Annotated in this window: 22 protein-coding genes and 1 pseudogene; 11 read left to right on the top strand and 12 right to left on the bottom strand. The window is 68.7% G+C overall.

What is annotated here, in order from left to right; translation table 11 throughout:
* Positions 1-295 precede the first annotated feature (295 nt).
* The 4 genes from QT196_RS01195 to QT196_RS01210 all read right to left on the bottom strand — a co-directional run bounded on the left by QT196_RS01195 (position 296) and on the right by QT196_RS01210 (position 5,258).
* Positions 296-739 carry an ATP-binding protein gene (locus QT196_RS01195; RefSeq protein WP_168476524.1) on the bottom strand — a complete coding sequence of 148 codons (444 nt, stop codon included), beginning with the start codon at positions 737-739 and terminating at the stop codon, positions 296-298.
* Positions 740-1,248: 509 nt separating this feature from the next.
* Entirely contained in the window at positions 1,249-2,670 is a 1,422-nt protein-coding gene (locus QT196_RS01200; protein ID WP_168476525.1) for a cytosine permease, read from the bottom strand.
* 141 nt (positions 2,671-2,811) lie between these two features.
* On the bottom strand, positions 2,812-4,605 hold the full coding sequence (locus tag QT196_RS01205; protein WP_290354139.1) for a coagulation factor 5/8 type domain-containing protein: 1,794 nt from the start codon (positions 4,603-4,605) through the stop codon (positions 2,812-2,814).
* 308 nt (positions 4,606-4,913) lie between these two features.
* Positions 4,914-5,258, bottom strand: coding sequence for a hypothetical protein (locus QT196_RS01210; protein ID WP_290354140.1), 345 nt, complete (start codon positions 5,256-5,258; stop codon positions 4,914-4,916).
* A gap of 63 nt (positions 5,259-5,321) precedes the next feature.
* Here QT196_RS01210 and QT196_RS01215 point away from each other — a divergent pair, with 63 nt between their 5' ends.
* Positions 5,322-5,957 carry a hypothetical protein gene (locus tag QT196_RS01215; RefSeq protein ID WP_290354141.1) on the top strand — a complete coding sequence of 212 codons (636 nt, stop codon included), beginning with the start codon at positions 5,322-5,324 and terminating at the stop codon, positions 5,955-5,957.
* A 276-nt stretch (positions 5,958-6,233) separates the two neighbouring features.
* Here QT196_RS01215 and QT196_RS01220 read toward each other — a convergent pair whose 3' ends face one another.
* Positions 6,234-8,069, bottom strand: a complete 1,836-nt coding sequence (locus QT196_RS01220) for a glycoside hydrolase family 15 protein (RefSeq protein WP_168476528.1) — start codon at positions 8,067-8,069, stop codon at positions 6,234-6,236.
* 364 nt (positions 8,070-8,433) lie between these two features.
* On the bottom strand, positions 8,434-8,754 hold the full coding sequence (locus tag QT196_RS01225; RefSeq protein ID WP_168476529.1) for a hypothetical protein: 321 nt from the start codon (positions 8,752-8,754) through the stop codon (positions 8,434-8,436).
* A gap of 241 nt (positions 8,755-8,995) precedes the next feature.
* On the opposite strand from QT196_RS01225, the gene QT196_RS01230 reads away from it, so the two are divergent.
* From QT196_RS01230 to QT196_RS01240, 3 genes and pseudogenes are all read left to right on the top strand, one after another.
* Positions 8,996-10,624, top strand: a complete 1,629-nt coding sequence (locus tag QT196_RS01230; protein ID WP_290354142.1) for an ISAzo13 family transposase — start codon at positions 8,996-8,998, stop codon at positions 10,622-10,624.
* A 119-nt stretch (positions 10,625-10,743) separates the two neighbouring features.
* Complete coding sequence (locus tag QT196_RS01235) at positions 10,744-11,355, top strand: DUF998 domain-containing protein (protein ID WP_290354143.1); 612 nt, start codon at positions 10,744-10,746, stop codon at positions 11,353-11,355.
* 43 nt (positions 11,356-11,398) lie between these two features.
* Positions 11,399-12,151 (top strand): annotated as a pseudogene (locus tag QT196_RS01240) (transposase family protein); the annotation flags it as partial.
* 139 nt (positions 12,152-12,290) lie between these two features.
* Here QT196_RS01240 and QT196_RS01245 read toward each other — a convergent pair.
* The 3 genes from QT196_RS01245 to QT196_RS01255 form a co-directional block, all read right to left on the bottom strand.
* Entirely contained in the window at positions 12,291-12,848 is a 558-nt protein-coding gene (locus QT196_RS01245; RefSeq protein WP_266735574.1) for an XRE family transcriptional regulator, read from the bottom strand.
* Positions 12,849-12,857: 9 nt separating this feature from the next.
* A complete protein-coding gene (locus tag QT196_RS01250) occupies positions 12,858-15,065 on the bottom strand; it encodes a helix-turn-helix transcriptional regulator (protein ID WP_266735572.1) in 2,208 nt (735 codons plus the stop codon).
* Positions 15,066-15,313: 248 nt separating this feature from the next.
* Positions 15,314-16,300: a winged helix-turn-helix domain-containing protein gene (locus tag QT196_RS01255; RefSeq protein WP_290354144.1), complete on the bottom strand. Its 987-nt coding sequence runs from the start codon at positions 16,298-16,300 to the stop codon at positions 15,314-15,316.
* A 158-nt stretch (positions 16,301-16,458) separates the two neighbouring features.
* Between QT196_RS01255 and QT196_RS01260 the strand changes: the two genes are divergently transcribed.
* From QT196_RS01260 to QT196_RS01275, 4 genes are all read left to right on the top strand, one after another.
* The gene (locus tag QT196_RS01260; RefSeq protein ID WP_211117250.1) at positions 16,459-17,784 is read left to right on the top strand and encodes an alpha/beta hydrolase; all 1,326 of its coding nucleotides are present in this window, start codon (positions 16,459-16,461) and stop codon (positions 17,782-17,784) included.
* Positions 17,785-18,076: 292 nt separating this feature from the next.
* Positions 18,077-19,057 carry a trypsin-like peptidase domain-containing protein gene (locus tag QT196_RS01265; RefSeq protein WP_266735570.1) on the top strand — a complete coding sequence of 327 codons (981 nt, stop codon included), beginning with the start codon at positions 18,077-18,079 and terminating at the stop codon, positions 19,055-19,057.
* Between the two features lie 105 nt (positions 19,058-19,162).
* The gene (locus QT196_RS01270; RefSeq protein WP_248000930.1) at positions 19,163-19,639 is read left to right on the top strand and encodes a potassium channel family protein; all 477 of its coding nucleotides are present in this window, start codon (positions 19,163-19,165) and stop codon (positions 19,637-19,639) included.
* A 112-nt stretch (positions 19,640-19,751) separates the two neighbouring features.
* Positions 19,752-20,096, top strand: a complete 345-nt coding sequence (locus tag QT196_RS01275) for an MmcQ/YjbR family DNA-binding protein (protein WP_168476534.1) — start codon at positions 19,752-19,754, stop codon at positions 20,094-20,096.
* 90 nt (positions 20,097-20,186) lie between these two features.
* Here QT196_RS01275 and QT196_RS01280 read toward each other — a convergent pair whose 3' ends face one another.
* The gene (locus tag QT196_RS01280) at positions 20,187-20,342 is read right to left on the bottom strand and encodes a hypothetical protein (RefSeq protein ID WP_168476535.1); all 156 of its coding nucleotides are present in this window, start codon (positions 20,340-20,342) and stop codon (positions 20,187-20,189) included.
* Positions 20,343-20,658: 316 nt separating this feature from the next.
* On the opposite strand from QT196_RS01280, the gene QT196_RS01285 reads away from it, so the two are divergent.
* The 3 genes from QT196_RS01285 to QT196_RS01295 all read left to right on the top strand — a co-directional run bounded on the left by QT196_RS01285 (position 20,659) and on the right by QT196_RS01295 (position 22,076).
* On the top strand, positions 20,659-21,036 hold the full coding sequence (locus QT196_RS01285) for a hypothetical protein (RefSeq protein WP_290354145.1): 378 nt from the start codon (positions 20,659-20,661) through the stop codon (positions 21,034-21,036).
* Between the two features lie 79 nt (positions 21,037-21,115).
* On the top strand, positions 21,116-21,541 hold the full coding sequence (locus QT196_RS01290) for a hypothetical protein (RefSeq protein WP_168476537.1): 426 nt from the start codon (positions 21,116-21,118) through the stop codon (positions 21,539-21,541).
* Positions 21,542-21,680: 139 nt separating this feature from the next.
* A complete protein-coding gene (locus QT196_RS01295) occupies positions 21,681-22,076 on the top strand; it encodes a nitroreductase/quinone reductase family protein (protein WP_168476538.1) in 396 nt (131 codons plus the stop codon).
* Positions 22,077-22,311: 235 nt separating this feature from the next.
* Here QT196_RS01295 and QT196_RS01300 read toward each other — a convergent pair whose 3' ends face one another.
* Complete coding sequence (locus QT196_RS01300; RefSeq protein ID WP_290354146.1) at positions 22,312-23,448, bottom strand: diaminopropionate ammonia-lyase; 1,137 nt, start codon at positions 23,446-23,448, stop codon at positions 22,312-22,314.
* 65 nt (positions 23,449-23,513) lie between these two features.
* The gene (gene hemC / locus QT196_RS01305; protein WP_266735560.1) at positions 23,514-24,449 is read right to left on the bottom strand and encodes a hydroxymethylbilane synthase; all 936 of its coding nucleotides are present in this window, start codon (positions 24,447-24,449) and stop codon (positions 23,514-23,516) included.
* Positions 24,450-24,492: the final 43 nt, after the last annotated feature.

Consider the following 24,492-nt stretch of genomic DNA (forward strand, 5'->3'; position numbering starts at 1 on the left):
CCGTGAAAGGACAAGGGCAGTGAGTCCGCATCACCGGGCGTGATCGCACGCTTCCGTTTCGCCGGATTGCCGAGCAACTCGGCGATTCGGCAGGACTGTTGACGGTGTGATGGATTCCGCTGACTGCGGCACAGCGCATTTAGATGTCAATTACACGTCAAGGAATGTGAACGACGGCTCGGCGCCGTCCCCACCGCATTCCGACCGCGCGGAACATGACACCCTCACCGACAGCGCTCACGGGAATTGCGCGGCGGACGGTTCGCTTTCCGGCCGTGGCTCTTGAGTCACGGCCTCAGCGGCCACTGTCCGGGGCGCCGTGGCGGGAGATGACCGCCGTCACGGTTTTACCGGCCGCCTTGCTGTGGACCTCTACGGATGCCGCGAGGCGGCACACCATCGACCATCCGAAGCCGCCGCCCTCCCCGGTGACGTCCGGCGTGCGGGGGCGCGGCAGAACGGGGCTGGAGTCGCCCACGGTGATCACGACCGACTCCGGGTCGGCCGTCAGTCGCAAGGTGCAGAGCTTGCCGCCCGCATGACGTACGGCGTTGGTGACCAGTTCGGAGACGACCAGGATCACCGCGTCCCTGGCGTCCTTCTCCAGGGAGGGTTCCAGGCGCTCCAGGAACGTGGCCGCGATATGCCGGGCGGGACCGACAACTTCGGAATAGCAGTCCAGTTCAAGCTCCAGCACCGGCGACGCCGTGACCGTGCGCGGAGCCTCGGCGGTGCTCATGATAAAGCTCACCTCGTATCGCATCGACTTGCCTTCAGGCCGGAGAGCGTGCCCCCTTCCCGAGGTGTCAACCACACATTTCCGAGTTCGGACGAAAATGTTTACTCTTCGCAACCTCGGAATGATCGAACCCCGTCCCGCCCGAACCGAATCCGGGCAAGCGGAGCGCCGCGGAACACCTCACCGGACCGGAAGTCGCACGGTGAACTCGGTGACCGTCACAGCCATCAGGTCTTCCCTACGATTCCGGCACCGGAAATGATCAGTGCGGCAGCATCAGAAGAAGGGGAACCACAGTTGTCAACCTCAAGACAATCGCGTGCCCGTATCCGCTGCCCGCAATCGGAAATCGCCCCCGGTTTGCTGCACGAGCCGGCGGGTAAAAGGGACTGCGTTCCTTGCGTCGCACGGTCCGCGGCGCGGCAGAGCTGACCGCAGCCAACGGCCCCGGCGACCCGCCCCCGTGCGGCGAGCGCAGCCCCGGGCGCCTGCCCTCACGCGAGCCCGGCTCACCCACTCGTTCCCGGCGCAGCCGCGACCGGCTCCTCCGTTTCGGGCCTACCGGTGGTGCGTACCAAAAGCCGCAAAGGCACATAGACCGCCACAGAGACTAGGAACGCGATGTAGTACGCAAAGTCGGCGCCATGCAGTGCGGCCGCGACCGGGCCGACGAACAGGGTGGTGTCCATGAAGGGCACGGCCGCGGCGAAGGCGACGACGAAAGCGACACACGCGGGCCACCAGGGCTGGGGGCGGCCGAACTCGGCCTCGACGTCGATCGGCGCACCGCGCCGCGCCTTGGCCCGCAGCCGCGCGTCGACCAGCACGATGCCCACGAACCCGGGGATCCAGTAGCCGACGAACAGCAGCAGGTTCTGGAAACGGAGCGTGGTGTCGGCGGCGTGCAGCCAGAGGACGAGCAGAAAGCCGAGCACGGCGGCCGCCGCCGCGGCGAGCGGCCTGGGAACCCGTATACCGGCCGTCTGAAGGGCCAGCGAGCCGCTGTAGTCGTTCATGGCGTTGCTGCACACCGCAGCAGCCGCGATGGCCAGGAGTCCGAAGGCGCCGAGGACCCCCCCGCCCAGCAGCCCGTGTACCCCGGCGGCGGTCTGGTCGGTGAACAGCCCGGCTCCCCACAGCCCCAGCGCCTGGACCCAGGCGAAGGAGAGCACCATGCCGAGCAGGGAGTACCAGAACATCCGGGGCCGGGAGGTCGCCCGGGGCAGGTAGCGGCTGAAGTCCGAGGCGTAGGGCGCCCACGAGATAGCCAGGCTGAGCGCGATGGTGCTGGTCAGGACGAAGGCGCCGAAGCGGTCGACGCCGTGCGCGGAACCGGAAACGGGGAGCGGCACCCCGGACAGCAGCTGCACGCTGAGGACCACGAACGCGGCGCCCAGCACGAACGTCATCACCGTCTGGAGCTGGTGGAGGGCCTCGTAGCCGAAGACGCCGACGACCCCTTGGAGCAGCAGGACCACCAGCGCCCCCAGCCAGAACGGCCAGCCGAGCAGCTGGGCCAGCGCCTCACCGCCGAAGAGGCCGATGAGCGCGTCCCAGGCCACCGAGGAGAGCCACTGCATGATGCCGGGCAGGGCCACCCCGCGCCCGAAGGCGAGTCGGGAGAGCGGCAGCTGACCGGTTCCGGTCTGGCTGCCCCAGGTGCCCAGGTATGCGGCCGGGACCGCGCCGACGACCGTGCCGAGCACCATGGCGGTGAGGGCCGTCCAGAAGTCCAGCCCCAGCGAGACGCCCACCGTGCCGGAGAACACTCCGGTCATGGTGAGGTTGGGGGCGAACCACACGGTGAAAAGCCGGGCAGCCTTCCCGTAACGGTTGCTTTCGGGCACCGGCCCGATTCCGTGCCGCTCGACCGCCAGGTCGCCGGGCCGAGCAGGCATCCGCCCTCGGAAGGCGGATTCTTCGATGGTCATGACTCTCCAGGCTTCAACAGACGCGCCCTACGGTAGGCCGGAGCGCCGGCCCGCCCGTCAGGGCCCCCTGGCACCGGCACCGCCACCGTACGGGGGCCACACGGCGGGCATACCTGGGTCACAGGGCGCCGCGCGGGCGGGTCACGGATAGGAGACCACCGTGGCCGGCACCGTCGACGTGCCCGAAGTGGGAGCGCCGATGCTGTTGATCACGTGCTCGTACTGCCCCTTGCCGCCCAGGGAGACCACCAGCAGATGGTGGAGCTGCACGCCCGGTTTGCCGGGAGCCTGGAAGCCGTGGTCCTGACGGATGGTGGGGTCCACGTTGTAGAAGCAGTAGCTGCCCAGGCCCCACCCTTCGTGGGTGGTCACCCCATCAGCGATCTTGTACGCGGCGTACCCCTTGATGTCGCCGTTCTGTATCGCGGCCTGATTGGGCGCGTCGTAGGCCTTCTCGTTCTGGAAGAAGACCGTCCGTCCGCGATCGCCGCGCCACTCCACGTCGTACTTGTTGAAGTGCTCGACGAAGAGCCCGGTTACCAGGACGTCGTCCCCGTTGACCCGGACCCCGTAGTCCGCCCGGTTCGTCTCCCAGCCCACCCCGTCCCCGTGGTCGGCCCGCCAGATCCAGGTGTGGTCGACGAGGGTGTGGTTGCTGTTGATCACCATGCTGGTGGTGGCCTTGCCCGGGCCCGCCCCGCCGATCCGTATGAACACGTCCTGCACCGTGGTCGGATTGGCGGCATGGTCGGCGGACGCGCCCTCGGGGCCGACCTCCAGCAGCGTCACGGAGTTGACCGGACCGGCATCGATCAGGAACCCGGCGAGCCGCACACCGTCGACATCGGCGATCTTCATGGCCGTCGCACCGTTGTCCGGAACGAGAGTCGGGTACCCCAGCCCCAGCACCACGGAATTCGCGCGCCCCACCTCAACCGGCCGGTCGAGGTGGTAAATCCCGGGCGTGAGCAGCAGGTTGAGGCCCTGTGCCAGCGCCGCGTTGAGAGTTGCCGCGTCGACCCCCGGCTTGGCCACATAGAACCGGTCGAGCGGAAGGGACTCGCCCCTTGGTGTGCCACTCCCCCAGGTGGTGCCGCGGGCGTTGACGCGCTTCTCCGGGAGAAAGACCTTGTAGTCGGCCCCGTCGAGATAGAGGAAGGGCTTCTCGCGGGAGACCGGGGTGGTGTCGAGGGTGGTGTACGGAGGGTCGGGGAAGCTCTGTGCCGGGGCTCCCTCGACGCCGGAGAACACCATGTTCCACACGGCGTTGTTCCAGCCGCCCACCGAGCTGTCGCGGGTGTACCACTGCTGCTGTGAATAGGGGCCCACGGTGCCGTCGATGCGGCAGTCGGCGATATAGCCGCCGCTGGCCCAGCCGTAGCCGTCCGGCGCCAGATTCAGTCCGCCCTTGATGTGCATCCGCCGGAACGGAGCCGCCTGCGCCACGGCCCAGCGGTTGGTGCCGCTGACCGGATGGAGCGTCAGGTTCTCTGCCGAGCGCCAGAAGTTCTGCGTCGCGTTGCCGTTGAACCAGCCGGCGTCGACGGTGACATCGCCGTGGAACGTGGTGTCACCGGGCGACAGTCCGAGCCCCGCGATCGAGGTGTAGAAGCCGATCTGGGCGTTCAGTCCGCGGTACGTACCCGGTTTGAAGAGGAGCGCGAACCGCCCCTCGCCGAACTGCGCCGACTCCTGCCGCCGGAAGATCTCGTCGAGCGTGCCCTGGATATCGGGCGTGGCGGGATCGAACACCAGCACATTCGGGCCCAGGTCACCGCCGCCCGGCAGCGCGGCGGCAGCGGGCGCCGCGGACGCCCGGGCGGGAAGGGCCGACAGACTCGCGGCGGGCACGGCAGCCGCCATCGCGGCCAGGACACTACGGCGGGAGGGCCTCGGCATGCGGGGCGCCGAGTCGCCGGTGGGGGGTATGGGCATAGCGGCTCTCCTGATTCAGGAAGTGAACGAGGGGCGTTCATGGGAGCGCTCTCTTGCCCGATGCATGTTCACCAGGTGTGGACGGCGCGTCAAGGGTTCTGGCGGAAATCCGAGTCTTGAACTGACTGGAGGTCAACTCAGCGGCACTGCGGAGCAGTTGAGGTCATTCGAGCCTTGCCGCTCCCTTCGCCCCGGAGGTTCACCTGTTGAAGTCTCCGCGCTCGGGAGATGTCGCTGATCGTCCGAGCGGAAGGGCGCGGCCTCAACGGCTCACCACGTCCGCACCACCCAGTTACCGCGATACCGCGTCACCGACTCACCGCGTCACCGATCGACATCGCCGCTACGCCGAGGAGCACCACCGCGAACGCCAGCCGGGTGGAGATACGCCTGGCGAGTACACCGCCCGCGGCGGTGAGGACCGCGCCGGCCGCGTAGCAGGCGGTCCAGCCGCCCCGTTGGTCGCCACGCAGCAGCCGGACCACCAGGAGCGCCAGTCCACCAAGGGTCAGCACGGCCGCCACCACGGTGTGGACCAGTCGCCGCTGCCTGTCCTTGCGCACCTCATCCTCGGCGAGGCCCGGCACCCCCTGCTGCTGAAAGCCGGCCCGCAGCTGCTCGGCACGAGTGGCCCTGTCTTCGTTGCCAGTCATGGCCGGAAGCTTATGAGGGGCGCCGAGGGCGGGGCGGACGGGGCGTGCGTAGACTCCGGCGCCATGTCCCTGCCACAGAATTCTCCGGCCCCGGACGCGACCGTGGTACGCACCGGACGCCGCGGCGCACTGATCGCCCTCCCCATCTGTCTGCTCCTTGTCGCACTGGGCCTGACCGGTGTGGTGGGGCTGGTCATGCTCGCCACGGGTACGACGAAGGGCGAGGTCACGGCGCCCGGTGTGGCCGGTCTGGTGATGATGCTGGTGTTCGGCGCGCTCGGGGTGCTCTTCGGCATCCCCGTCTGGCACGGCCGACGCGCGGCGGTCATGGTCGACCGCGCCGGGGTGTGGCTGGACAACGGCAAGGCGCGGCAGATCATCCCCTGGGGGGTGCTGGCCGGAGTCGGCATGCAGTGGAGCCAGTTCGGACGACGGGTGAAGCAGTACTCCATCGAGCTGTGCCCCAGCGGCCCGATCGACGACCGTGATCCGGTGCTCTGGGCCCTGGTCCGCGACGAGGAGCCGATCGGCCCCGGTCTGCCACGCCTGCGCTACCGGCTGCCGGTACCGCCCGGCAGCCAGGAGCAGGCGACGACGGCGGTCCGGCAGTACGCCCCGCCGCACCTCTGGCTGGGCGTGGCACAGCGCGAACCCGGCCACCTCGGCCGCCCGGACCCGAGCCGCCGCCCCAAGCGCTGAAGACGGGCGCCCGGTCGGCGAAGACGCCGGAATCCCGCACTCCGCACACATTCGTACGCGGACAAAGAAGACGGCTGGGGCGCACCGACGTGCGAAGGGCAGTGCGCCGCAGCCTTTCCCCGCCATCGGGACGGGTTCTCCGCCGACGGTAGGGCCGCCCGCAGCACCGCGCCATGCGGGGCCGCCGTACGGGGACGACGTACGGGGCGCGCCGAGGAGAGGCCGCGGGAGATAGAAAAGTCAGCCTGCTCCTGAACGGTCCCGCCCGCTCCGGACTCAGCCCAACGCCCGGTCGAGGTTGAATGCGGCGCTGATGAGCGCCAGATGGGTGAAGGCCTGGGGGAAGTTGCCGGTCTGCTCGCCGGTGCGGCCGATTTCTTCCGCGTACAGGCCGAGGTGATTTCCGTAGGTGAGCATCTTCTCGAAGGCGAGCCGGGCCTCGTCCACCCGGCCGGCGCGGGACAGCGCCTCGACGTACCAGAACGAGCAGATCGAGAAGGTGCCTTCCTCGCCGCGCAGCCCGTCCGGACTGCTGCGGGGGTCATAGCGGTAGAGCAGGGAGTCGGACACCAGCTCCTCGCCCAATGCGTCCAGGGTGGAAAGCCATTTCGGGTCCGTGGGCGAGATGAACTTGGCCAGCGGCATCATCAGAACAGAAGCGTCGAGAACGTCATCGCCCTCGTGCTGAACGAACGCCTGCCGCTTGCTGGACCAGCCACGGTCCATGATCCGCCGGTAGATGGTGTCCCTGGCCTTTCCCCAGCGGACCATGTCCGCGGGAAGCCCCCGGTGAGCGGCGATCCGCATCGCCCGTTCCACCGCCACCCAGCACATCAACTGCGAGTACAGAAAGTTCTGAGTCTTGCCGCGGGTCTCCCAAATGCCTTCATCCGGCTGGTCCCAGTTGTCACAGACCCAGTCCACCAGCTTGCCGATGGTGTCCCAGTGCTCGCTGGACAGCGGCTCCCCCCATTTGTCGTAGAGGTAGAGGGAGTCGATAAGTGCCCCGTAGATGTCCAGTTGGAGCTGATTGACGGCATCATTGCCGATCCGGACAGGACTTGAGCCCAAGTGCCCCTCCAGGTGCAGGAGTTCTTCCTCGGGCAGTTCGCTACGGCCATCGATGCCATACATGATCTGCAACGGACCCTCGGCGCACTCCGTGAGGCAGACGTTCTGGGACAGGAAGTGCACAAAGGCCTTGGCCTCGTCGGTGAAGCCCAGTCTGAGCAGCGCGTAGATGCAGAACGCGGCATCTCTCACCCACGCATAGCGATAGTCCCAATTCCGCTCGCCACCGATCTGTTCGGGCAGGCTGGTCGTGGGAGCGGCCACGATGGCGCCGGTCGGCGCGTAGGTGAGGAGCTTGAGGGTGAGCGCGGAGCGGTGCACCATTTCCCGCCAGCGCCCTCGATAGCGGGAGTGCGACAGCCAGCCACGCCAATACCGCACCGTGGCGCCGAACAAATCCTCCGCCTCCGTCAGCGGACAGGCCCGTGGCTCCACCCCGTCACCGATCCGGTCCAAGGCGAACACCGCGGCATTCCCCTCGTCCAGCGTGAAAGCGCAGCAGGCGTCCGGACCATCGATCTCCACCGGAACACTGGACGACAGCGCCAGCGAAAGCCCCGGCGAATCAAACACGATCTGGCCCTGCTGGGAACTCACGGTGTGCACACTCCGCCCGTAATCGAAGCGCGGAGCGACCCGGGCAGTGAACGGCAGCGACCCGCGCACACAGAGCACCCGCCGAATCAGCCGGTGCCGGTCCGCCTCCCGGGAGTCACCAACGATCGGCATGAAGTCCTGGACCTCACCGACCCCGTTGTCCGCGAAGAACCGCGTGATCAGGATATTGGTGTCGGGAAAATAGAACTGCTTCGTCCGCGCGGGAACATCCGCGGCCAGCTGAAAAGCCCCACCACGATCGGCATCCAGGAGCGCCCCGAACACACTGGGTGCGTCGAATCGTGCACAGCAATACCAGTCGATGGTGCCATTGGTACCGACAAGCGCAGCGGTACGCATATCGCCGATCATGCCGTGCTCGGCGATGGGCGTATAACGGAGTTCATCCGCCTTGCTCGGACGAAGACTCACACCGGCTGTCATATGTCCTCCCCGACATTGGGGAGCAGGTGCAGTCCCTTCAGATTACCTCCGGGAGCCATTACGTCCCCGTCGTGGCGGTCGAGGCACGATCGCCACCATTCCCCGTCTCCATACGGCGCGATTCAGTAACTCACCGTAATCGAAATCGGCTCGGCTGCCCGACCTGGGGCAGTCGCCTCCATGACGGCAACCGGCCCACCGACGGTAGGTTGCGGTACAGATCCACGCCTGCCGGCCTGTCCGGGCGACTTGCGACTGTCGGCCGTGCCTTCGTGACACCTATCGCCTGAGCGGCCCGGCAGCACCAGCGGAGAAAAGCTGTGCCAGAACCCGTGCGCCGGGGCATGACCGACGCTTCAACCGGTCACAGACCGGCGACATCCCTGGCCCCCTTGAGCACGGAGTCGAGCGCGTCCACCACGCCGTTGCGCCGCCTCGCATGCGCCGCCCGGTCCTCCGGAACCAGCCGTGCGGCGGCCTGCACTGCGCAGGCATCCGGGTCGCCAAAAGCAGTCCGCGGGTGCTCTCCCGTATCCGCACAGTGCGCCGTGACGTCCTTGACCGCCTGGAGCACGACTGCCCGGTCCACGCCCGGCTGCGTGACCAGCCGTACCTGGAAGCGCGCCAGCCACTTTTCGCGGTCCTTCTCCCTCGCCGCGTCCGTCGCCTGGTCCTTCTTCGCCACGTGCTCTCCCGGGTGATCAACAGCCGTCCGTCATGGAGTTGGACGCCAGGGCATCGAAGCAGGTTGCGTACACGAGAGTTTCAGGTGCCTGCCAGGGAGATCGCGGGTGCCGGCACCACGTCCAGCCCGCGAGCCCTGCCGTCCGGAAGTCCTGACGACAAAAACAGTCGGCCTTGGTGGCAGCTAAGGGCCTGCCGGTCATCAAGGTGTTGCTTTCGAGGTTGGTGCTCGTTGATGGCGTATGCGCATCCCGGACGAGACTCGTGATCAACTTGCCGTGAAGTTCGCGGTGTTGTTCCCGCATCTGGACGAGCGACAGCGGCGGTTGCTGGTGGCCGCAGAGGCCCGAAGCCTGGGCCATGGCGGCATCCGGGCCGTGGGCCGGGCGGCTGGAGTGAGCGAGACAACGATCCGCAGGGGTATGTCCGACCTGGAGGCGGGCGAATCCCTGGTGGGGCGGGTGCGGCGGCCGGGCGGCGGGCGCAAACGCGTCGCGGACCTCGATCCTGGACTGCGGATTGCTCTGTTGAGTCTGGTCGAGCCGGACGAGCGCGGGGATCCGATGTCGCCGTTGCGGTGGACAACCAAGTCGACCCGCATGCTGGCGGCCGAGCTGACCCGCCAGGGGCACCGGGTCGGCGCCGACACCGTCGCCGGCCTGCTACGGCAGGAGGGCTTCCGGCTGCAGGCCAATGCCAAGACGCTCGAGGGCAGTCAGCATGCCGACCGGGATGCCCAGTTCCGGTATCTCAACGAGCAGGCACGCGGTCACCGGGATGCCGGCCAGCCGGTGATCAGCGTGGACACGAAGAAGAAGGAGCTGGTCGGTGACTTCCGCAATCCGGGCCGTTCGTGGCGGCCGACGGGCGATCCGGTGCTGGTGCGAGTGCATGACTTCGCCGATCCGCAGCTGGGCAAGGCCATCCCCTATGGCATCTACGACCTGGCGGCCGACACCGGCTGGGTGAACGTCGGCACTGACCATGACACCGCCGCGTTCGCGGTGGAGTCGATCCGCCGCTGGTGGCATGACCAGGGTCGGGCCGCTTATCCGCAGGCTTCCCGGTTGCTGATCACCGCCGATGCGGGCGGCTCCAACGGCTATCGCACCCGGGCCTGGAAACTGCACCTCGCCCGCCTGGCCGCTGAGACCGGCCTGGCCATCACGGTCTGTCACCTGCCGCCGGGCACATCGAAGTGGAACAAGATCGAGCACCGGCTCTTCTCGCACATCACCATGAACTGGCGCGGCCGCCCGCTGACCAGCCACGAAGTCATCCTCGAATCAATCGCCGCGACCACCACCCGCGCCGGACTACGCGTGAAGGCCCAGCTGGACACCAATACCTATCCCACCGGTATTGGGGTCGGCGACGCGGAGATGGCGGCCTTGCCGCTGACCCGGCACAACTTCCACGGCGACTGGAACTATGCCGTGCATCCCCGGCCGACCCCGGCTATCCCAGCAGCGCGGAACGGTCAGCCACCGACGCCTCAGTGGAAGCCGGCACTGCTGTCCGATCCCGCGCTAACCGGCCTGGCCCCACACCAGCTCCAGCACCTCATCGAAACCCTGGCTGCGGAAGGAGACACCCACCGCGGACGCCCACCCCGCCTCACCTTCGCCGACCAGGTCGTGGCCACCGTGCTCCATCTACGCGTCAACCTGGCCGCGGAACCCCTCGCCGTGCTCTTCAACAGCAGCCGGACTGCCATGCACCGCACCCTGCTGAAGATCAAGAAGTTACTCGAAGCACACGGCATCAACGTCCCGCCGGCCACCACCCCACCCGCCGCACTCGCAACCCTCCAAGCCCAGGTCATCGCCCTCGACAGCGCCCCCAACAGCAAGATCAAGACGACGTGTTAATGATCGGCAGGCCCTAAGGGCTGTCCCGCAATTGACCGCACCTTTCGGCTGATGGCTGATGCCCATCCTCGCGTCAACGAAGGTTGACACACTCCACTCCGTCAACCTACGTTGACCGCATGGGTGCTGAAATGCTGCTTGCCTGCGGGGTCGCCGCTGGCCCGCTCTTCACGATCGCGTACCTATGGGAAGGCGCCAGCCGTGTGGACTACAAGCCGCTCCGCCATCCCGTCAGTTCGCTCGCTCTCGGCCGCTCCGGGTGGACGCAGACCGTCAACTTCCTCTTCACTGGCTTGCTGACGCTGACCTTCGCCGTGGGCCTGTGGCGTGCTGGGCCCTCCCGCTGGGGTGCACTGCTGATCGGTGTGTGGGCGGTCGGTCTGCTGGGTGCAGGTGCCTTCCGCACGGATCCGGTGAGTGGTTACCCGGTCGGCTCCCCCGATCAGCTCCAGCGGCCCACCTGCGCAGGGGTTCTGCACGACCTGTTCTCCCTCGTCGGATTCCTCGCCCTTGCTGCGGCCGGTTTCGTCTTCGCCCTGTCCAACTCGCCGGGTTGGGCCCTCTACTCGATCGCCAGCGGAGTACTCTTCGCAGCGACGATGGCGCTGGCCAGTGCCGCGTTCAGTCAGCATCGACGCTGGGTGGATCTGGGCGGACTGACCCAGCGCGTCTCACTCACGATCGGCTGGACCTGGCAGATGCTGCTGGCCATGCGCATTCTCCACACCTGACAGTCATCCCCTACTCGCCGGCCACAGCGGAGATGATCTTTCGATGGCTGGTGTGATCACGGCATCGGAGCCCTCTTGGATGGGACCCTTCACCGGGCTGAGCCCGCGATGCTTCACCAAGTGGGTGACCGCGCTGCGGCGCGAGGGCGCGGACGCTGCCCGTAAAAGGCGACCATGAGGCCTACCCCTGGAGGACCGGGCGCTGCTGGTCACGGCGTACTGGCGCACAAACCTGACGACGCGCCAGCTCGCCCCGCTGTTCGGAGTGTCCCAGTCAGTGGCCAGCCGGATCATCGATCGCCTTGGGCCGATGCTCGCCCTCCAGCCTCGCCAGAGGTTCGCGAAGGACACCCTTCTGATGATGGACGGCACCTTGGTGCCCACCCACGACCACACCGTCGCCGAGCAGTCGAAGAACTACCGGTACTCCACCAACCATCAGGCCGTGATCGACGCCGACACGCGGCTCGTCGCCCTGGTCGGCCGGCCGTTGCCCGGGAACTGCAATGACTGCAAAGCATGGGAGGAATCCGGCGCCAGGGCCGCCGTCGGCAGGACGCTCACGATCGCCGACGGCGACTATCCCGGCACGGGACTTGTCCTGCCTCATCGTCGGCGCAAAGGTGAAGAGCTGCCCGACTGGAAGGAAGCGCACAGCAAGTCCCACAAGCAGTTCCGCGCCCGTGAGCACGTCTTCGCCCGGATGAAGGGCTGGAAGATCTTGCGCGACTGCCGCCTCAAAGGTGACGGCGCCATGCTTGGAATCGCCCGCCTGCACAACCTCGCTCTCGACGGAGGGACGAGCGCCGCGCCATGGGGGCCCACGTCCAACCCGAGTCGAAGACCAATTGCGGGAAACCTCTTAGCGTGCTTCGGCTCATCACCGCGGCTACCCGCCAACCGCTCCCCACTACCGCAGCAACCGCGCGGCCGCGCTAGAAGTCCATCTCGACATAGTCGATATCGGTGAACTCCACCTGGAGACCATCCGCCCGTCGGCCGCGGTCCTTGAAATAGATCTCCTGGAGGCCTTCCGCGGCGATGTTCTGGAGCTGTTGTTCCGATGCTCCGGCGGCTTGGGCGTCGAAGAGGCGGGCCGCGTACGCCGGTGGCAGATGCTGGGTGATGAGACGGATACGGCCGTCGTCGGTGGTGCCCGGTGCGGCGGTGAAACCGAAGCGGGCCCGGGTCTCGATGACGATGCCGCCTGTACTGGCCGCCTGCTTCTTGGCCCGGTCACGGACCCGGGGCTGCCAGTCCTTCGTGACCTCGGCGACGAGTCGCGCAGCCAGTTCCGGGCGGGGCCGCTTGATCTGGTCCTTCAGGTAACGCTCCACCGTGCGCTGGGAGATGCCCAGTCGTTGCGCCACCGCCTTGGTGGAGCCCTTCTCGCGCTTCACCAGGAACCGCATCTGCGCACCGGCGGATTTCGGAATCGGGCGCGTGGCAGTATTCGCCGCGGCCTTGTCGAGGCTCTCGCCGAGGATGCCCATCGCGTCTGCCTACTCTCCGCCTGCGGCGGCGTCGCTGCCTTTGATGTGCCGGGCCGGGTTGATCTGCTCGTCCTCGATCATCGAGGCCACCCACAGGAAGTCCTGGGTGCCTTCGTGCTTGACCATGCCCGGGGAGACGCCGAGCCGGAACCCGCCCGGCAGCGGCTTGCCCTCTTCCGTACGGGGGAGGAAGTCGAGCGGGCCGGCGCCGTGCGAGAGGTAGACGGCGCAATCCGACAGTACGGCGACCGGGAAGACGCCGGCCGACGCGAGCTTCCGCATTTTGCGGTGCATGTTGGTGCGGGCCTTGCCGATGAGCTCCGCCCGGATGTGCGGGCTCCAGGTCGGCCGCTCCAGGGCAGGCCACCGCTCGCCGTATTTGTAGCCGATGCCCTGCGGCCGCTCACGGAGCTTGCCGATGCCGCCCTTGACGGACGACTTGATGGCCGACAACACGGCGGCCGGTCCTGGATCGAGGTCCTTGTGGCGGGCCATGGCCGCGAGGAAGTCCTCATCCGGCATACCGGCGGTGACGCCGAGGTCCTCCATGGTGGCCATGTACGCGTCGCGCAGCCGGGTGTACCAGGCGTCCAGGTAGGCGCCGTGCTCGTATCGGACGTATGCCTCGATCGGCTGGACCGGCGCACCGAGTTCCACCGCGTAGGCGACGGTCGAGGTCGCGTACCAGGCCGGGCCGGTGGGTCGGGTGCCCTTGGGGGTGAAGGGCGACGGGAGCCGTGGATCGAGGTCGAGGTGGGAGAGGTCCACCAGCCAGGAGCCGGGCAGTTTGGCGTCGAACACCGGGGAGCTGACGTGGGTGGCCGGGCCGGTCCCGACATTGAGGCGGTTCGCAGCGGCGGCAAAGGCCATATTGACGTCGATGCCGACCCCGTGGGAGTAGCCCTGGGCGCACTCCTCGTCGGTGAGCGGCCGGAACCAGTCGTACGCCTCCTCGTCCAGGATCTGGTCCGGGGTGCGTTCGTGGTGGCGGGGGTAACGGGAGGCGACGACCGGGTGCTCGCCGGGCGCCTCGGGGGGCGCGGGGTCGACCGGCTCGGTCAGGGCGCCAGGGTTCGGGCCGGATACCCAGGAGCCGGTGGCCTCGTCCCTGACCGCGCGGGTCGGTGGGCGCAGAGCCGTCATCAGCTCCAGACCGCAGACGGCGGTCGAGCCGCGCGGGGTGATGACCCGGGTCGCGTACGAGCCCAGCACCCGCGCGAGTTCCGCCGCCGGCAGCTGATCCGAATCCCCCCAGGAACGGGCATCCAGCGCGCCCCAGGGAAGGATCGCGAACTGCACACACTGCCGCTCCCCGCCCTGCGCCGGACGGTAGATGCGCGGCCAGGGCCCGAAGCCACGTCGCGTGAGCCGCCACTTCGTACGGAGGAGGTGCCTGACGACCGGGTGGTCCTCGGGCAGCCGCAGACCGCGCCGGTCCTCCAACTCACGGGGCAGGCCGAGGCGTTCGGCAGCCTCGGCGGTGATGACGATAAGCGGATCAGCGTCCTTGCCGTGGCGGTGGAGGCGCGGCGCACCGAGCTTTGCCTCGCTCAGCGTCCATTCGACCAGGGCCGGAAAGGTCGTGGCAGGGCAGTCCAGCACCAGACCGTCGACGCAGTACGCCGAGCCATCGCCATCCAGCACGGCGAGCGGCCCGTGGACGAACCGGGGATCGGCAGCGGGAGGGGGCGTGGCCGAAGTGGTGGCCCGCTTGCTCGGCGCGGCCTTCTTCGCGGGCGGGCGACCGGAGGTGGACGAGGGTGCGGGTGAAGAGGAGGGTGCGGTGCGCGCCGCCCGTGTGGGGGCAGGGACGGAGGCGGGCGCAGGATCGGCAGCAGGGCTGGGCTCCCGGGGCGGGGCCACGGCAGGGGCCGGTGACGGCGACGGCGGTGTGACGGCGAGGCCATCCCCCGCTTCCGGCACGGCAGAGGAGGGCGCGCTCCCCTGGCCCCCCTGGTTGGGGAAGCGTTCGGCCAGGCCCTCCAGGAGCCGGATGTAGGCGGCGCGCTTCGGTGGCCGCGGTTCGGTCCGGCCCAACTCCCAGCTGGTGATGGTCTCGCGCCGTACTGAAAGGGCCTTGGCGACCTGATCCTGGCTCAGGCCACCGGCCTCCCGCAGTCGCTTGCGCTCGGCCGGCTCGGGCAATGCGTCCTGCATGGCAGCCTGCTCGAGCAGCGCATCGACCGATGCGAACAGCTCATCCTGATCGTTGGGCACAGAGAACACCTCCGCCCCCACCCTATCCGAAACGCACCCCCGAACGATGATCAAACGCACGGCGGATCGCACGCGGGTGGGGCTTCCTCACGTCCCCCTTCGCAGAGCCTCTGCCGCGCCGCGATCGCCGCGTTCGCCGCGATCGCAGGGCCGAGCGGCTCCGAACCCGGCCGAACTGAGCCCTGGGCGCGCTCCGGTAGCCGGCGCCTCCGCAACCCGGCCCGTCCCGTCCCTTGCCGCCCGCCGCCTCAGCCCCTCGCGCCCCCCAATCGGACGCGACGCTGCACCAGCAGACTCCCCAGCGCGGTGCGCCGGTGCAGGACCGCCCGACCCGCGCGGGCCGTGGTGATCAGGCCCGCGCCGCGCAGGGCGGCGGTGTGGGCGGAAACGGTGGCGTTGCTGACGTTCAGCCGCCGGGCGAGTTCGCTGGTGGTGTGCTCGTCCGCGAGGAGAAGCAGGATGTCGAAGCGGGTGCGTCCCAGCACGCCGGCGAGCGCCTCGTCCGTGCCGACCGCTCCGGCCGGCGAGAGCGGCAGCCCCGGGCCGGCCGGATAGGTCACGGCCACGGGGCGGCCTAGCAGGTCGGAGATGAGCGGGTGGCCGGTCCAGTGGAAGGTGGGCAGCAGGAGGACGCCGCGACCACGCAGCTCGATGTCGTGCTCGTAGGGCGCCGCGCAGTGCCAGACGTTCTCGTGCAGCCGGGCGCCCGGGACGAGTTCGGTGAGTGCCGCCCCGATGCCGTGCTCGGCGACCGCCAGCGCATGGCGGGTGAATTCTGCCTGATGGAGGTCTTGCACCACGGGCCATACGGGGCGCAGCGCCGTATCGAACGCCGCATGCTGCGCGCGGCGGAGGAGGTGCCAGGCGGAGCCGTCGCCCCGGTGCAGATCGCGGAGCCACAACGGAGCCGGGGACGGCTGCCGGGCGTGGACCCGCTCGATTTCGGCGCGGACCAGCTCCGGGGGTGACGCTCGGACGGCGTCCAGTCCGTCCTTCAGGGTGTCGCTGAAGACGTCGAGGAAGGCGGGGGCCACCGCGGCAGGGACGAGGTCACCGAACGGCTGGACGGCGGGCGGCAGGGACTGGAGCAGCCGCCGTCGCCAGCGGCCGAACAGAAGATCGTCACCCGGCGTGCACATCTTCATGAGCGCCACGTTCAGCTCTTGCAGCGGGGCCGGCCGGGGTGCGAACCGGACCTGGGCGAAGTCGGCCGCCGTGAAATGGATCCGGATCACTACTCTCCCTGGCGGCGGATCGCCATCGTTTAGGGCAGGGCCTGAACGATGGTCTGCCCACCCCGCTCGCTGCCAACATCCAGGCCACGCCCCTTCATTCACTCAGGGGCAGCCGGAAGGCACAAGGACCGAGATCACAGAGGCACAAGGGGAGAGCCATGTTCCGCAAGAACGTCAACGATGCTGAGCGAGCGGGCGGCAGGTCTGTACTGGAGCACGCCCATGAGGGTGCCGTGCCCGGTGGCGAGGAGAAGGCAGGAGTGAGCCGTCGGACCCTCACCACATCAGCCGCGCTGGCCGCCACGATGCTGCTCGCGGGCGGCGAGGTCGCGCAGGCGGCGGAGCCCGGGAAGGCCCGCGGCGCGAAGGACCTCACTCTCCGCTTGCCGGCGCCGACCGGGCCGCACCGTATCGGGGTCACCACGCTGTATTTGGTCGATCGCACCAGGCGCGACCCATGGGAGCCGCTCCCCGACCGGGAAGTGATGGCGACGGTGTTCTATCCGGCCCGCACCGTCCGCGGCTATCCGGTCGCACCGCAGATGTCCAGGGGCGCCGCGGAACTTCTGCCGCTCATCGACCCGCTCTTCCATGAGGGGCTGCCGACGAAAGGCGTGAACTGGGCCGCCACCAAGACCCATGCGCATACGGGCGCGCCCGCGCAGGACGTGCGACGGCCGGTACTGCTGTACAGCCCGGGAGGCGGCGACCCACGCACCCTCGGCACCGGCATCGCCGAAGAACTGACCACCCGCGGCTACGTGGTGGTGACCATCGACCACCCCGGCGACGGCAGTGAGGTCGAATTTCCCCACGCGCGGGCGGGGAGAAAGAAGGTCCGCGAAACGGTCTTCCGGGGGAACCCGCGCACGGACCCGAAGATGTTCCGTACCGCGATCGACACCCGAATCGCCGACACCCGATTCGTGCTGAACCAGCTGGAGGCGCTGGCCGCCGGACAGAATCCGGACGCGGCGGGTCGCCCGCTGCCGGAGCACCTCGGTCGTGCGCTCGACCTGCGGCGGGTGGGCATCTACGGGCATTCGGCCGGTGGCACCACCGCGGCCGAGACGATGTACGAGGACCGGCGCATCCAGGCCGCGATCAACCTGGAAGGCTTCCTGGACCACCCACCGTCCTCCCCCGGCCAGGAAGGAAAGCTCTTCCCGATCGCTCAATACGGCACGGACCGGCCGCTGCTCCTCCTGGGATCCGATGGCTTCCCCTACAAGAGGGAGCTGGAGCGTTCCTGGTCGGCGATGCTCGCCCATCGGCAGGGCTGCACCACCCGTCGGCAGCTCGACCACGCCGCGCACGCCGTGTTCACCGACTACGCCGCCATAGCGCCCCAGTTGCAGGCCGCCGGGCTGATGTCCGCCGCCCACCGGATGGAGCTGGTCGGCGCGATCGACCCGGCGGTCTCGGTCCCCCTGGTCCGCCACCACGTGGTCGCGTTCTTCGCCCGGCACCTGCCGACCTGCTGAGTGGCGGGGCCTGGCCGGCGGCCCGCATGCTCGGGGCTCGTCCGTCCGCCGAGCCCGGCGGGCCCACCGGGCAGGCCCCCGGACCCGGCCCTGGCCACGACCCCGGCCCCCGTTCAGCTACGCGGCGGAACCATGAGTTCCACGCCCAGCCGTCCCCTCACGCCCTTTTGGCGGTATGCCAGACATTCCAGCCGCGGACTCTCGCCATACGCTCCCCGGCCGTAGGACCATGGCACGCTCGCCTCGCGCACGTCTCTCGTTCCGTACGCCGGCCCTCGGGAGGACCCGGATCATGAGCAGACCGATTGCTGTACGCGGCCGCCTCGCCCTGCTGCTCTCCCCGCTGTTGCTCGGGCTGTCGTTCACCCTCGCCCCGGCCCCGCCGGCGCACGCCGCGCACACCCAGGACGGCCACGGGCACGGGTCACGCCTCGCCGCCGAGTCGGCCGACACGTACTGGACTCCGCAGCGGATGCGGGCAGCGCGCCCGGCCGCCACGAGAAAGGCCACCGGGGCACCGCGCCCGGCGACGGCCGCGACCCCGCCGAGCCACCCCTTCGACGGCCTCCCCCAGGTGGGGACGTTCTTCTGGACGGACGGCAACAACACCGGCCGGTTCTGCGGCGGCACGGTCGTCCGCAGTCCGCACCGCGACCTCGTGGTCAGTGCCGCGCACTGTCTGCGCTCCCCCGACCCGAAGCGGCATCTGTCCTTCGTCCCGCAGTACCACGACGGGCTGAAGCCACACGGGATCTACCCCATCGAGCGCATCTACCTCGACCAGCGCTACTACGACCTGGGCACGAACGCGGGCGCCCGCTGGGACTATGCGGTCGTGCGGCTCGGCGCGCGGGAGGACGGCGCCGAGGTGGAGGAGGTGACCGGTGGCTTCGACCTCCTGCCGTACCCGGGCTATGACCACCGGAACGTACGGCTCATCGGCTACCCCGGCAACAAGGACACCACCCACCCCAAACCGCTCGACTGCACCTCCTCCACACACCGATACACCAGCACCGATCCGGCCGCTCCCGGCCATTTCCTGGAAATTGCCTGTGCGGGCTATATCGGCGGCACCTCCGGCGGCCCATTTCTGGTGCGGGATTTCACCGGTTACGCCCTGGTCGGAGTCATCGGCGGCTATCACACGGGCGGCGACTTCCCGGACGTCTCCTACAGCTCGTACTTCACGCTCGACACCCTGGCGCTCTATCTGCACGCCGTCCATGGTGATCCCCCGGCCACACCACGCCGGAACGCCTCCTCGCACTGATCACGGACGCGGGCATATCCCGGGCATCGTCTTGGCTCCTGTTAATGTCAGCAGCGGCGGAAGGCCGGTTATCCGCCCGGCCGCAGTGGAAGGTGACGCCCCTTGGTGCCGTCGTTTCTCGTGTCCGTACTGAATCGCCTCTTCCGTAATGAGGCCTGGCGCCGGCTGCACGCACAAGCGGCGATCTGGGTCACCGTGGTCATGACCGCGGTACTCCTCGCGGGTGCCGCTCTGGTCGTGGTCGCCGAATCCGGTGCGCCACACGCCAATATCACGTCTTATCCGAAGGCGTTGTGGTGGTCGATCGAAACGGCGACCACTGTGGGTTACGGGGATTTCTATCCCGTCACACTCTGGGGCCGCGTCATCGCATCCCTCGTGATGCTCAGCGCCATTACGGCATTCGGGGTCATCACTGCGGCCCTCGCCACCTGGTTCGTGGGCCACGCGGAGCAGGACATGGTGCGCCTGGGCAAGGCGGTGGGGAACCATGCGCGCGAGGACGCGGAGGCGCTGCGTTCGGAGCTGCACATGCTGCACGAGCGCTTCGATCACGTCGAGAATCTGATCCGGGACAAGTGAACGCACTCCGCCCCCTGGACAAGGACGGGCGCGGACCTCGGCGACGCTTCGCGCATGTGGGAGCCCGACACATACCTGTTCGTGCACTCCACCGCACGTCTAAAGTACTTACGTGATCGATTCCGCTGACGTCCGCCGTATCGCCCTCTCCCTGCCCGAGACAGTGGAGAAGGAAGCCTGGGAGATGCCCACCTTCCGGGTCGCCGGGAAGATGTTCATCACGATCCCCGACGATGAGACGTCATTCGCCGTGCGATGCCCCATTCATGAACGCAAGGAGCTGATCGCAGCGGAACCGGAAAAGTTCTGGGTACCGCCGCACGAGGCGAGCTCCCACTGGGTGAGAGTGCGCCTGGCCGCGCTCGAGGACCTGACCGAGCTACAGGACATCCTCGTGGATTCCTGGAAACAAGCGGCACCGCCGCGGCTGGTGGACCATTTCCCCGGCAGCGACTGAACCATCCAGCAACTGATCCGTCCGGCAACGCAACCGTCGATTGCTTCCGTCCACTGCCGCTGCTGCCGTCGATATGCGAGCAGACCCCAATCAGCGACGGCGCAGATCACTCCAGTCCAGTGCTTGGGACGCCGTCCGCTGCGAACGCTCGGCGGCCTCGCGGGCTTCGGCGAGGATATCTCCGTGCTCCTCGACGAGCTCTTCATAAATCGGCGTGGGGCTGGAGGTGTGTGTGGAGGTCGTCATGTCTCGTCCCTTTCCCTGGTGATTCCATGTACTGCGGCTTGGTAGGTTCTCGCCGCCCTGGAAAGAAGGGAGCACCACGGTGGTAAACGTGGTGCGCAAAGGGAGGTTGTCCCCACACGTGTGCCGCTCCCCCGTGCGGCGCTGGACATCGTGTCATGTGCGCGGCGAGCACGCAAAAGATCATCCCAGCCCCTGAGACCGCAGCCCGAGCGCCCCGATGCCACCACGCTAAGCGCACTGCCCCTCCAGGATCGCACCCAGCTCGCCCCTCCGGACCGACCTGGTCAACGCCGCAGCGATTCGAGAGCATGGGATCATGCTGCTCCCCCTCGCCCATGGGAAGACCCATTTCATCGAGGTCGTCCGCATCACCGACCCTGTCCGGACCCACACCGCGGCCGGCTTGGTCGGCAACGCCGTCGCGAGATGGGATGGGAAGCAGGCCCAGCAGACGATGACGCTGATCGCAGACCTACCAGTCGGCGAGCCGTACCGCTGCTTCACCCCCGGCTGGGGGATCCGGGCGTGCAGCCCCACGAGCCTGCTCTTCGAAATCGCCTTCTGCTCTTCCTGCCACGGAGCCCGCCTCTGGGGCCCCGCCCTCCCCGCCGAACAGCAACACCAGCCCTTCAACGCCGAGAGCCCCGTCGCCCTTGAACTCCTCCGGCGTTTCCGCTCCTGCGTGCCGGCCTGACGCGCTCGAACATCGCGGCCCGACTTCCGACGCGCCGTCGGCAGGGCGTCATCCCCTCGAGATATCAACAGGAGGCGATATGAGTGCGGCGATATACGTGCGGTTTCAGGGTGCGACGCGCAGCCCGAGAGGTCACTTCCCCGGCGTTTTCGCGCTCGCCAACGGGCTTGCGCGGGAAGGCAGGCTGAGTGAGGAGCAGTACCGGTTCTGGCGTGCCGGCAACGATTGGTATGACGCGCATTATCCCAATCCTTCGCACGCCGACCCCAGCGTCTACGACCACGATCGGAACCCGGGGGCGGTGGCCTGGTTCAAGGCCACCGCCGGACATCTCATCGAGCGGGTGGACGGCTACCTGGAGATCCTCGCGGCTCATGAAGTGGCCTGCGAGCGGGTCGAGTCCATGGACCCCGGAAGGGTTGTGTACGAGGACGAGGTGCAGGTCGTCGTCGTGCCGTGGGAAAGCGAAGCCGACAGGCCCAGGAGCGGTACCACCCGGCGGTGATGAGCCAATTGCGCCGGTGCGGGGCCCTATGGTGAGGCGGTCGACCCCGGGCCCGCGACGCATCCGCGCGCCCCATGACGGTCCGGCACGACGTGCACCAGCAGCAACAACGAGGCACCACCCAACGGGAAGGCCGTGGATGTCGCGCTATCGCGAGATCAAGTTCCGAGCGGTTACGTCATTCCAGAGGAGAATCGGCAATCCGATCCTTTCCCGGCTTCCGCAACAGACTCTTCTGGAGACGACCGGGCGGAAGTCCGGATTGCCCCGGCGGACCCCCATCGGTGGCCGCCGTATCGGGCGTGCCTTCTGGTTCGTTTCTGAGTACGGCGAGAAGTCGCAGTACGTACGGAACATTCAGGCGCATCCGCAGGTCCGGGTCCGCATCAAGGGGCGCTGGCATGCCGGTACCGCCCATCCGCTCCCGGAGGACGACGCCCGCGCGCGGCTCAAAACCCTGCCCCGGCTGAACAGCACGGCGGTCCGGGCAGTCGGGACGAATCTCCTGACGTTCCGAGTCGATCTCAACGACTGACCGAGTGGTCGCCGGACGCACTGCCCGTCGGGCCCAAGGCTCGGGAGCAACGCCGGGGCAGCCGGAGAGGGTTGCTCCCGTCGTACTGGCCGCCCGACCGCGTCGGCGTCGATGGGTGCCGGGCAGTTCCACGCCGCGCAGACCGGTGCGCTGATCCTCGTACGCACCGGTCTCGGCGAGATCTGCCACGAACCGCCCCAACTGATCGACGGTGATCAGAGCGGAGCGGTCATGACTAGTTCTCCAGGTGCTGCGGGTTGGCGGCCGTGCCCTCGGTGCTGAGCAGGACGAGGGTTGAGGCGGGGCCGAGGGACAGGGCGGCGCGGCGGGTGGAGGCGCCGTCGCCGGTGAGGGCGGCGCGGACGCCGGCGAGCGAGGCGGCGCCGCACGGGCCGGAGGGGACGCCGAGGGCGGCGAGGTCGTCGGCGGCGCGTGCGCTGTCGGCGTCGGTGACGGCGATGGCGGCGTCCAGGCCGTCGCGTAGGTAGGGCCAGGCGAGGGTGGAGGGGGTGCCGCAGTTCAAGCCGGCCATGGTGGTCTCGCCGGTGGTGACGGTGACCGGTGCCTGCCGGGTGAGGCTCGTCAGGACGCCGGCTGCGCTGTCGGGCTCGACCGACAGCAGGGCCGCCGGGGCCGCGCTGTCCGAGCCGCTCCGGTAATGGGTGACGGCGGCCTGGGCGAGCGAGCCCACGCCCACCGGTATGGCGACGAGATCGGGCGATCCGGCCTCCACCGCGGCCAGTTGAGCGTCGATTTCGGCGAACAGGGTCGCGTAGCCCTCCACGATCCAGCCGGGAATCCGCTCATAGCCGGGCCAGGCGGTGTCCTGAATGAGGACCGCGGCCTCGCTGGCGTCGACCTCGGCGGCCGCACGCCGTACCGCCTCGTCGTAGTTGCCGGCGACTTCGGTGACCCGCGCCTCCTCGGCGGCGATGGCTGCCGCGGCGGCCGGGTGGACCCCCTGCGGGACGAAGACATGGGCGCGCTGCCCGAGCATGCGTGCCATACGGGCCACGGCCCGGCCGTGGTTGCCGTCGGTGGCGGTGACGAGCGTGACCTGGCCGTCGGCTTCCTGACTGTCGGCTACCTGATGACCCGCCCGTTCGGCGAGGGTCCGGTGAACGGCCCAGGAAGCCCCCAGCGCCTTGAACGCGGGGAGGCCCAGCCGGCACGACTCGTCCTTGACGAAGACCCGGCCGACGTTTAATTCGGCGGCGAGGGAGGGAAGTTCGGTGAGCGGCGTGGGGGTGTAGTCGGGCAGCGCAGCATGGAAGCCGTGCACGTCGGCAGGGGCGGGCGGACAGGTCCAGGTACGGGCGCCGGGGTGCGCGAACCAGGAGGGTGCGGGGAGGGAGGAAAGAATTTCAGACACCTGAGCAGCCTGCGGCCTCTCCCCTTGCTCGGTCCAGCGAATGTTCCCCTCCGGGAACGCGCCCCTCAGTGGGCGATGCTGTCGATCAGTTCGCGTGCGCCCTGGCGGAGCAGGGCGACGGCTACGGACGTGCCGAGGGTCTCCGGGGTGAGCGGGCCGGCCCATTCGTGTGCGTTGAGGACCGTCTTGCCGTCCGGGGTGAAGACGCAGGCCCGCAGGGACAGTTCGCCGCGACGGTCCGTCTTGGCGTAGCCGGCGATCGGGCTGTTGCAGTGGCCCTGGAGGACGTGCAGCAGCATGCGTTCGGCGGCCGTCTCCTGGAACGTCTGGGGGTGCCCGAGGCCGCTGACGGCATCGATGGTCTCGGTGTCGTCCTCGCGGCACTGGAGGGCCAGCACGCCCGCGCCGACGGGTGGGCACATCTCGTCCACGGACAGGGTCTGGGTGATCACGTCCGTGCGGCCGATGCGCTCGAGGCCGGAGACGGCCAGCAGCAGGGCGTCCGCCTCACCGGCCGCCAGCTTCTCCATCCGGCGGTTGGCGTTGCCGCGCATCGGCACACACTGGAGCTGCGGATGGGATCCGGCCAGCTGGGCGATCCGGCGGACCGACGACGTGCCGATCCGGGTGCCTGCGGGGAGTTCGTCGAGGGTGAGCCCGCCGGGGTGGATCAGCGCGTCACGGACGTCGTCGCGCTCCAGGAAGGCGGCGAAGGTCGTGCCGGCCGGCAGCGGACGGTCGCCGGGGATGTCCTTGACGCAGTGCACCGCCAGGTCCGCATCGCCCGCCAGGAGGGCGGCGTCGACCTCCTTGGTGAACGCCCCCTTCCCCTCGACCTGCGAGAGGGCGCCCATCCAGCGGTCGCCGGTGGTCTTGACCGGGATGACCTCCGTGGCGATGCCGGGATGCAGTGCGCCGAGTTCGGCGCGGACGCGCTCCACCTGGGCCAGCGCCATGGGCGAGTCGCGGGAGACGATACGGATCAGTTCTGGGGCGGACATGGGCCCACGATAGACCGTCAGATCCCGTTGCCGGCCACGCGCG

The organism is Streptomyces sp. P9-2B-2, assembly GCF_030406865.1.
GTDB lineage: Bacteria > Actinomycetota > Actinomycetes > Streptomycetales > Streptomycetaceae > Streptomyces > Streptomyces platensis.

Coding starts and splice junctions, on each gene's coding strand:
- hemC (WP_266735560.1), bottom strand. CDS start 24,449: ATGTCCGCCCCAGAACTGATCCGTATCGTCTCCCGCGACTCGCCCATG.
- QT196_RS01290 (WP_168476537.1), top strand. CDS start 21,116: ATGAGTGCGGCGATATACGTGCGGTTTCAGGGTGCGACGCGCAGCCCG.
- QT196_RS01205 (WP_290354139.1), bottom strand. CDS start 4,605: ATGCCCATACCCCCCACCGGCGACTCGGCGCCCCGCATGCCGAGGCCC.
- QT196_RS01215 (WP_290354141.1), top strand. CDS start 5,322: ATGTCCCTGCCACAGAATTCTCCGGCCCCGGACGCGACCGTGGTACGC.
- QT196_RS01280 (WP_168476535.1), bottom strand. CDS start 20,342: ATGACGACCTCCACACACACCTCCAGCCCCACGCCGATTTATGAAGAG.
- QT196_RS01210 (WP_290354140.1), bottom strand. CDS start 5,258: ATGACTGGCAACGAAGACAGGGCCACTCGTGCCGAGCAGCTGCGGGCC.
- QT196_RS01200 (WP_168476525.1), bottom strand. CDS start 2,670: ATGACCATCGAAGAATCCGCCTTCCGAGGGCGGATGCCTGCTCGGCCC.
- QT196_RS01195 (WP_168476524.1), bottom strand. CDS start 739: ATGAGCACCGCCGAGGCTCCGCGCACGGTCACGGCGTCGCCGGTGCTG.
- QT196_RS01230 (WP_290354142.1), top strand. CDS start 8,996: ATGCGCATCCCGGACGAGACTCGTGATCAACTTGCCGTGAAGTTCGCG.
- QT196_RS01235 (WP_290354143.1), top strand. CDS start 10,744: ATGGGTGCTGAAATGCTGCTTGCCTGCGGGGTCGCCGCTGGCCCGCTC.
- QT196_RS01220 (WP_168476528.1), bottom strand. CDS start 8,069: ATGACAGCCGGTGTGAGTCTTCGTCCGAGCAAGGCGGATGAACTCCGT.
- QT196_RS01265 (WP_266735570.1), top strand. CDS start 18,077: ATGAGCAGACCGATTGCTGTACGCGGCCGCCTCGCCCTGCTGCTCTCC.
- QT196_RS01295 (WP_168476538.1), top strand. CDS start 21,681: ATGTCGCGCTATCGCGAGATCAAGTTCCGAGCGGTTACGTCATTCCAG.
- QT196_RS01245 (WP_266735574.1), bottom strand. CDS start 12,848: ATGGGCATCCTCGGCGAGAGCCTCGACAAGGCCGCGGCGAATACTGCC.
- QT196_RS01260 (WP_211117250.1), top strand. CDS start 16,459: ATGTTCCGCAAGAACGTCAACGATGCTGAGCGAGCGGGCGGCAGGTCT.
- QT196_RS01285 (WP_290354145.1), top strand. CDS start 20,659: ATGCTGCTCCCCCTCGCCCATGGGAAGACCCATTTCATCGAGGTCGTC.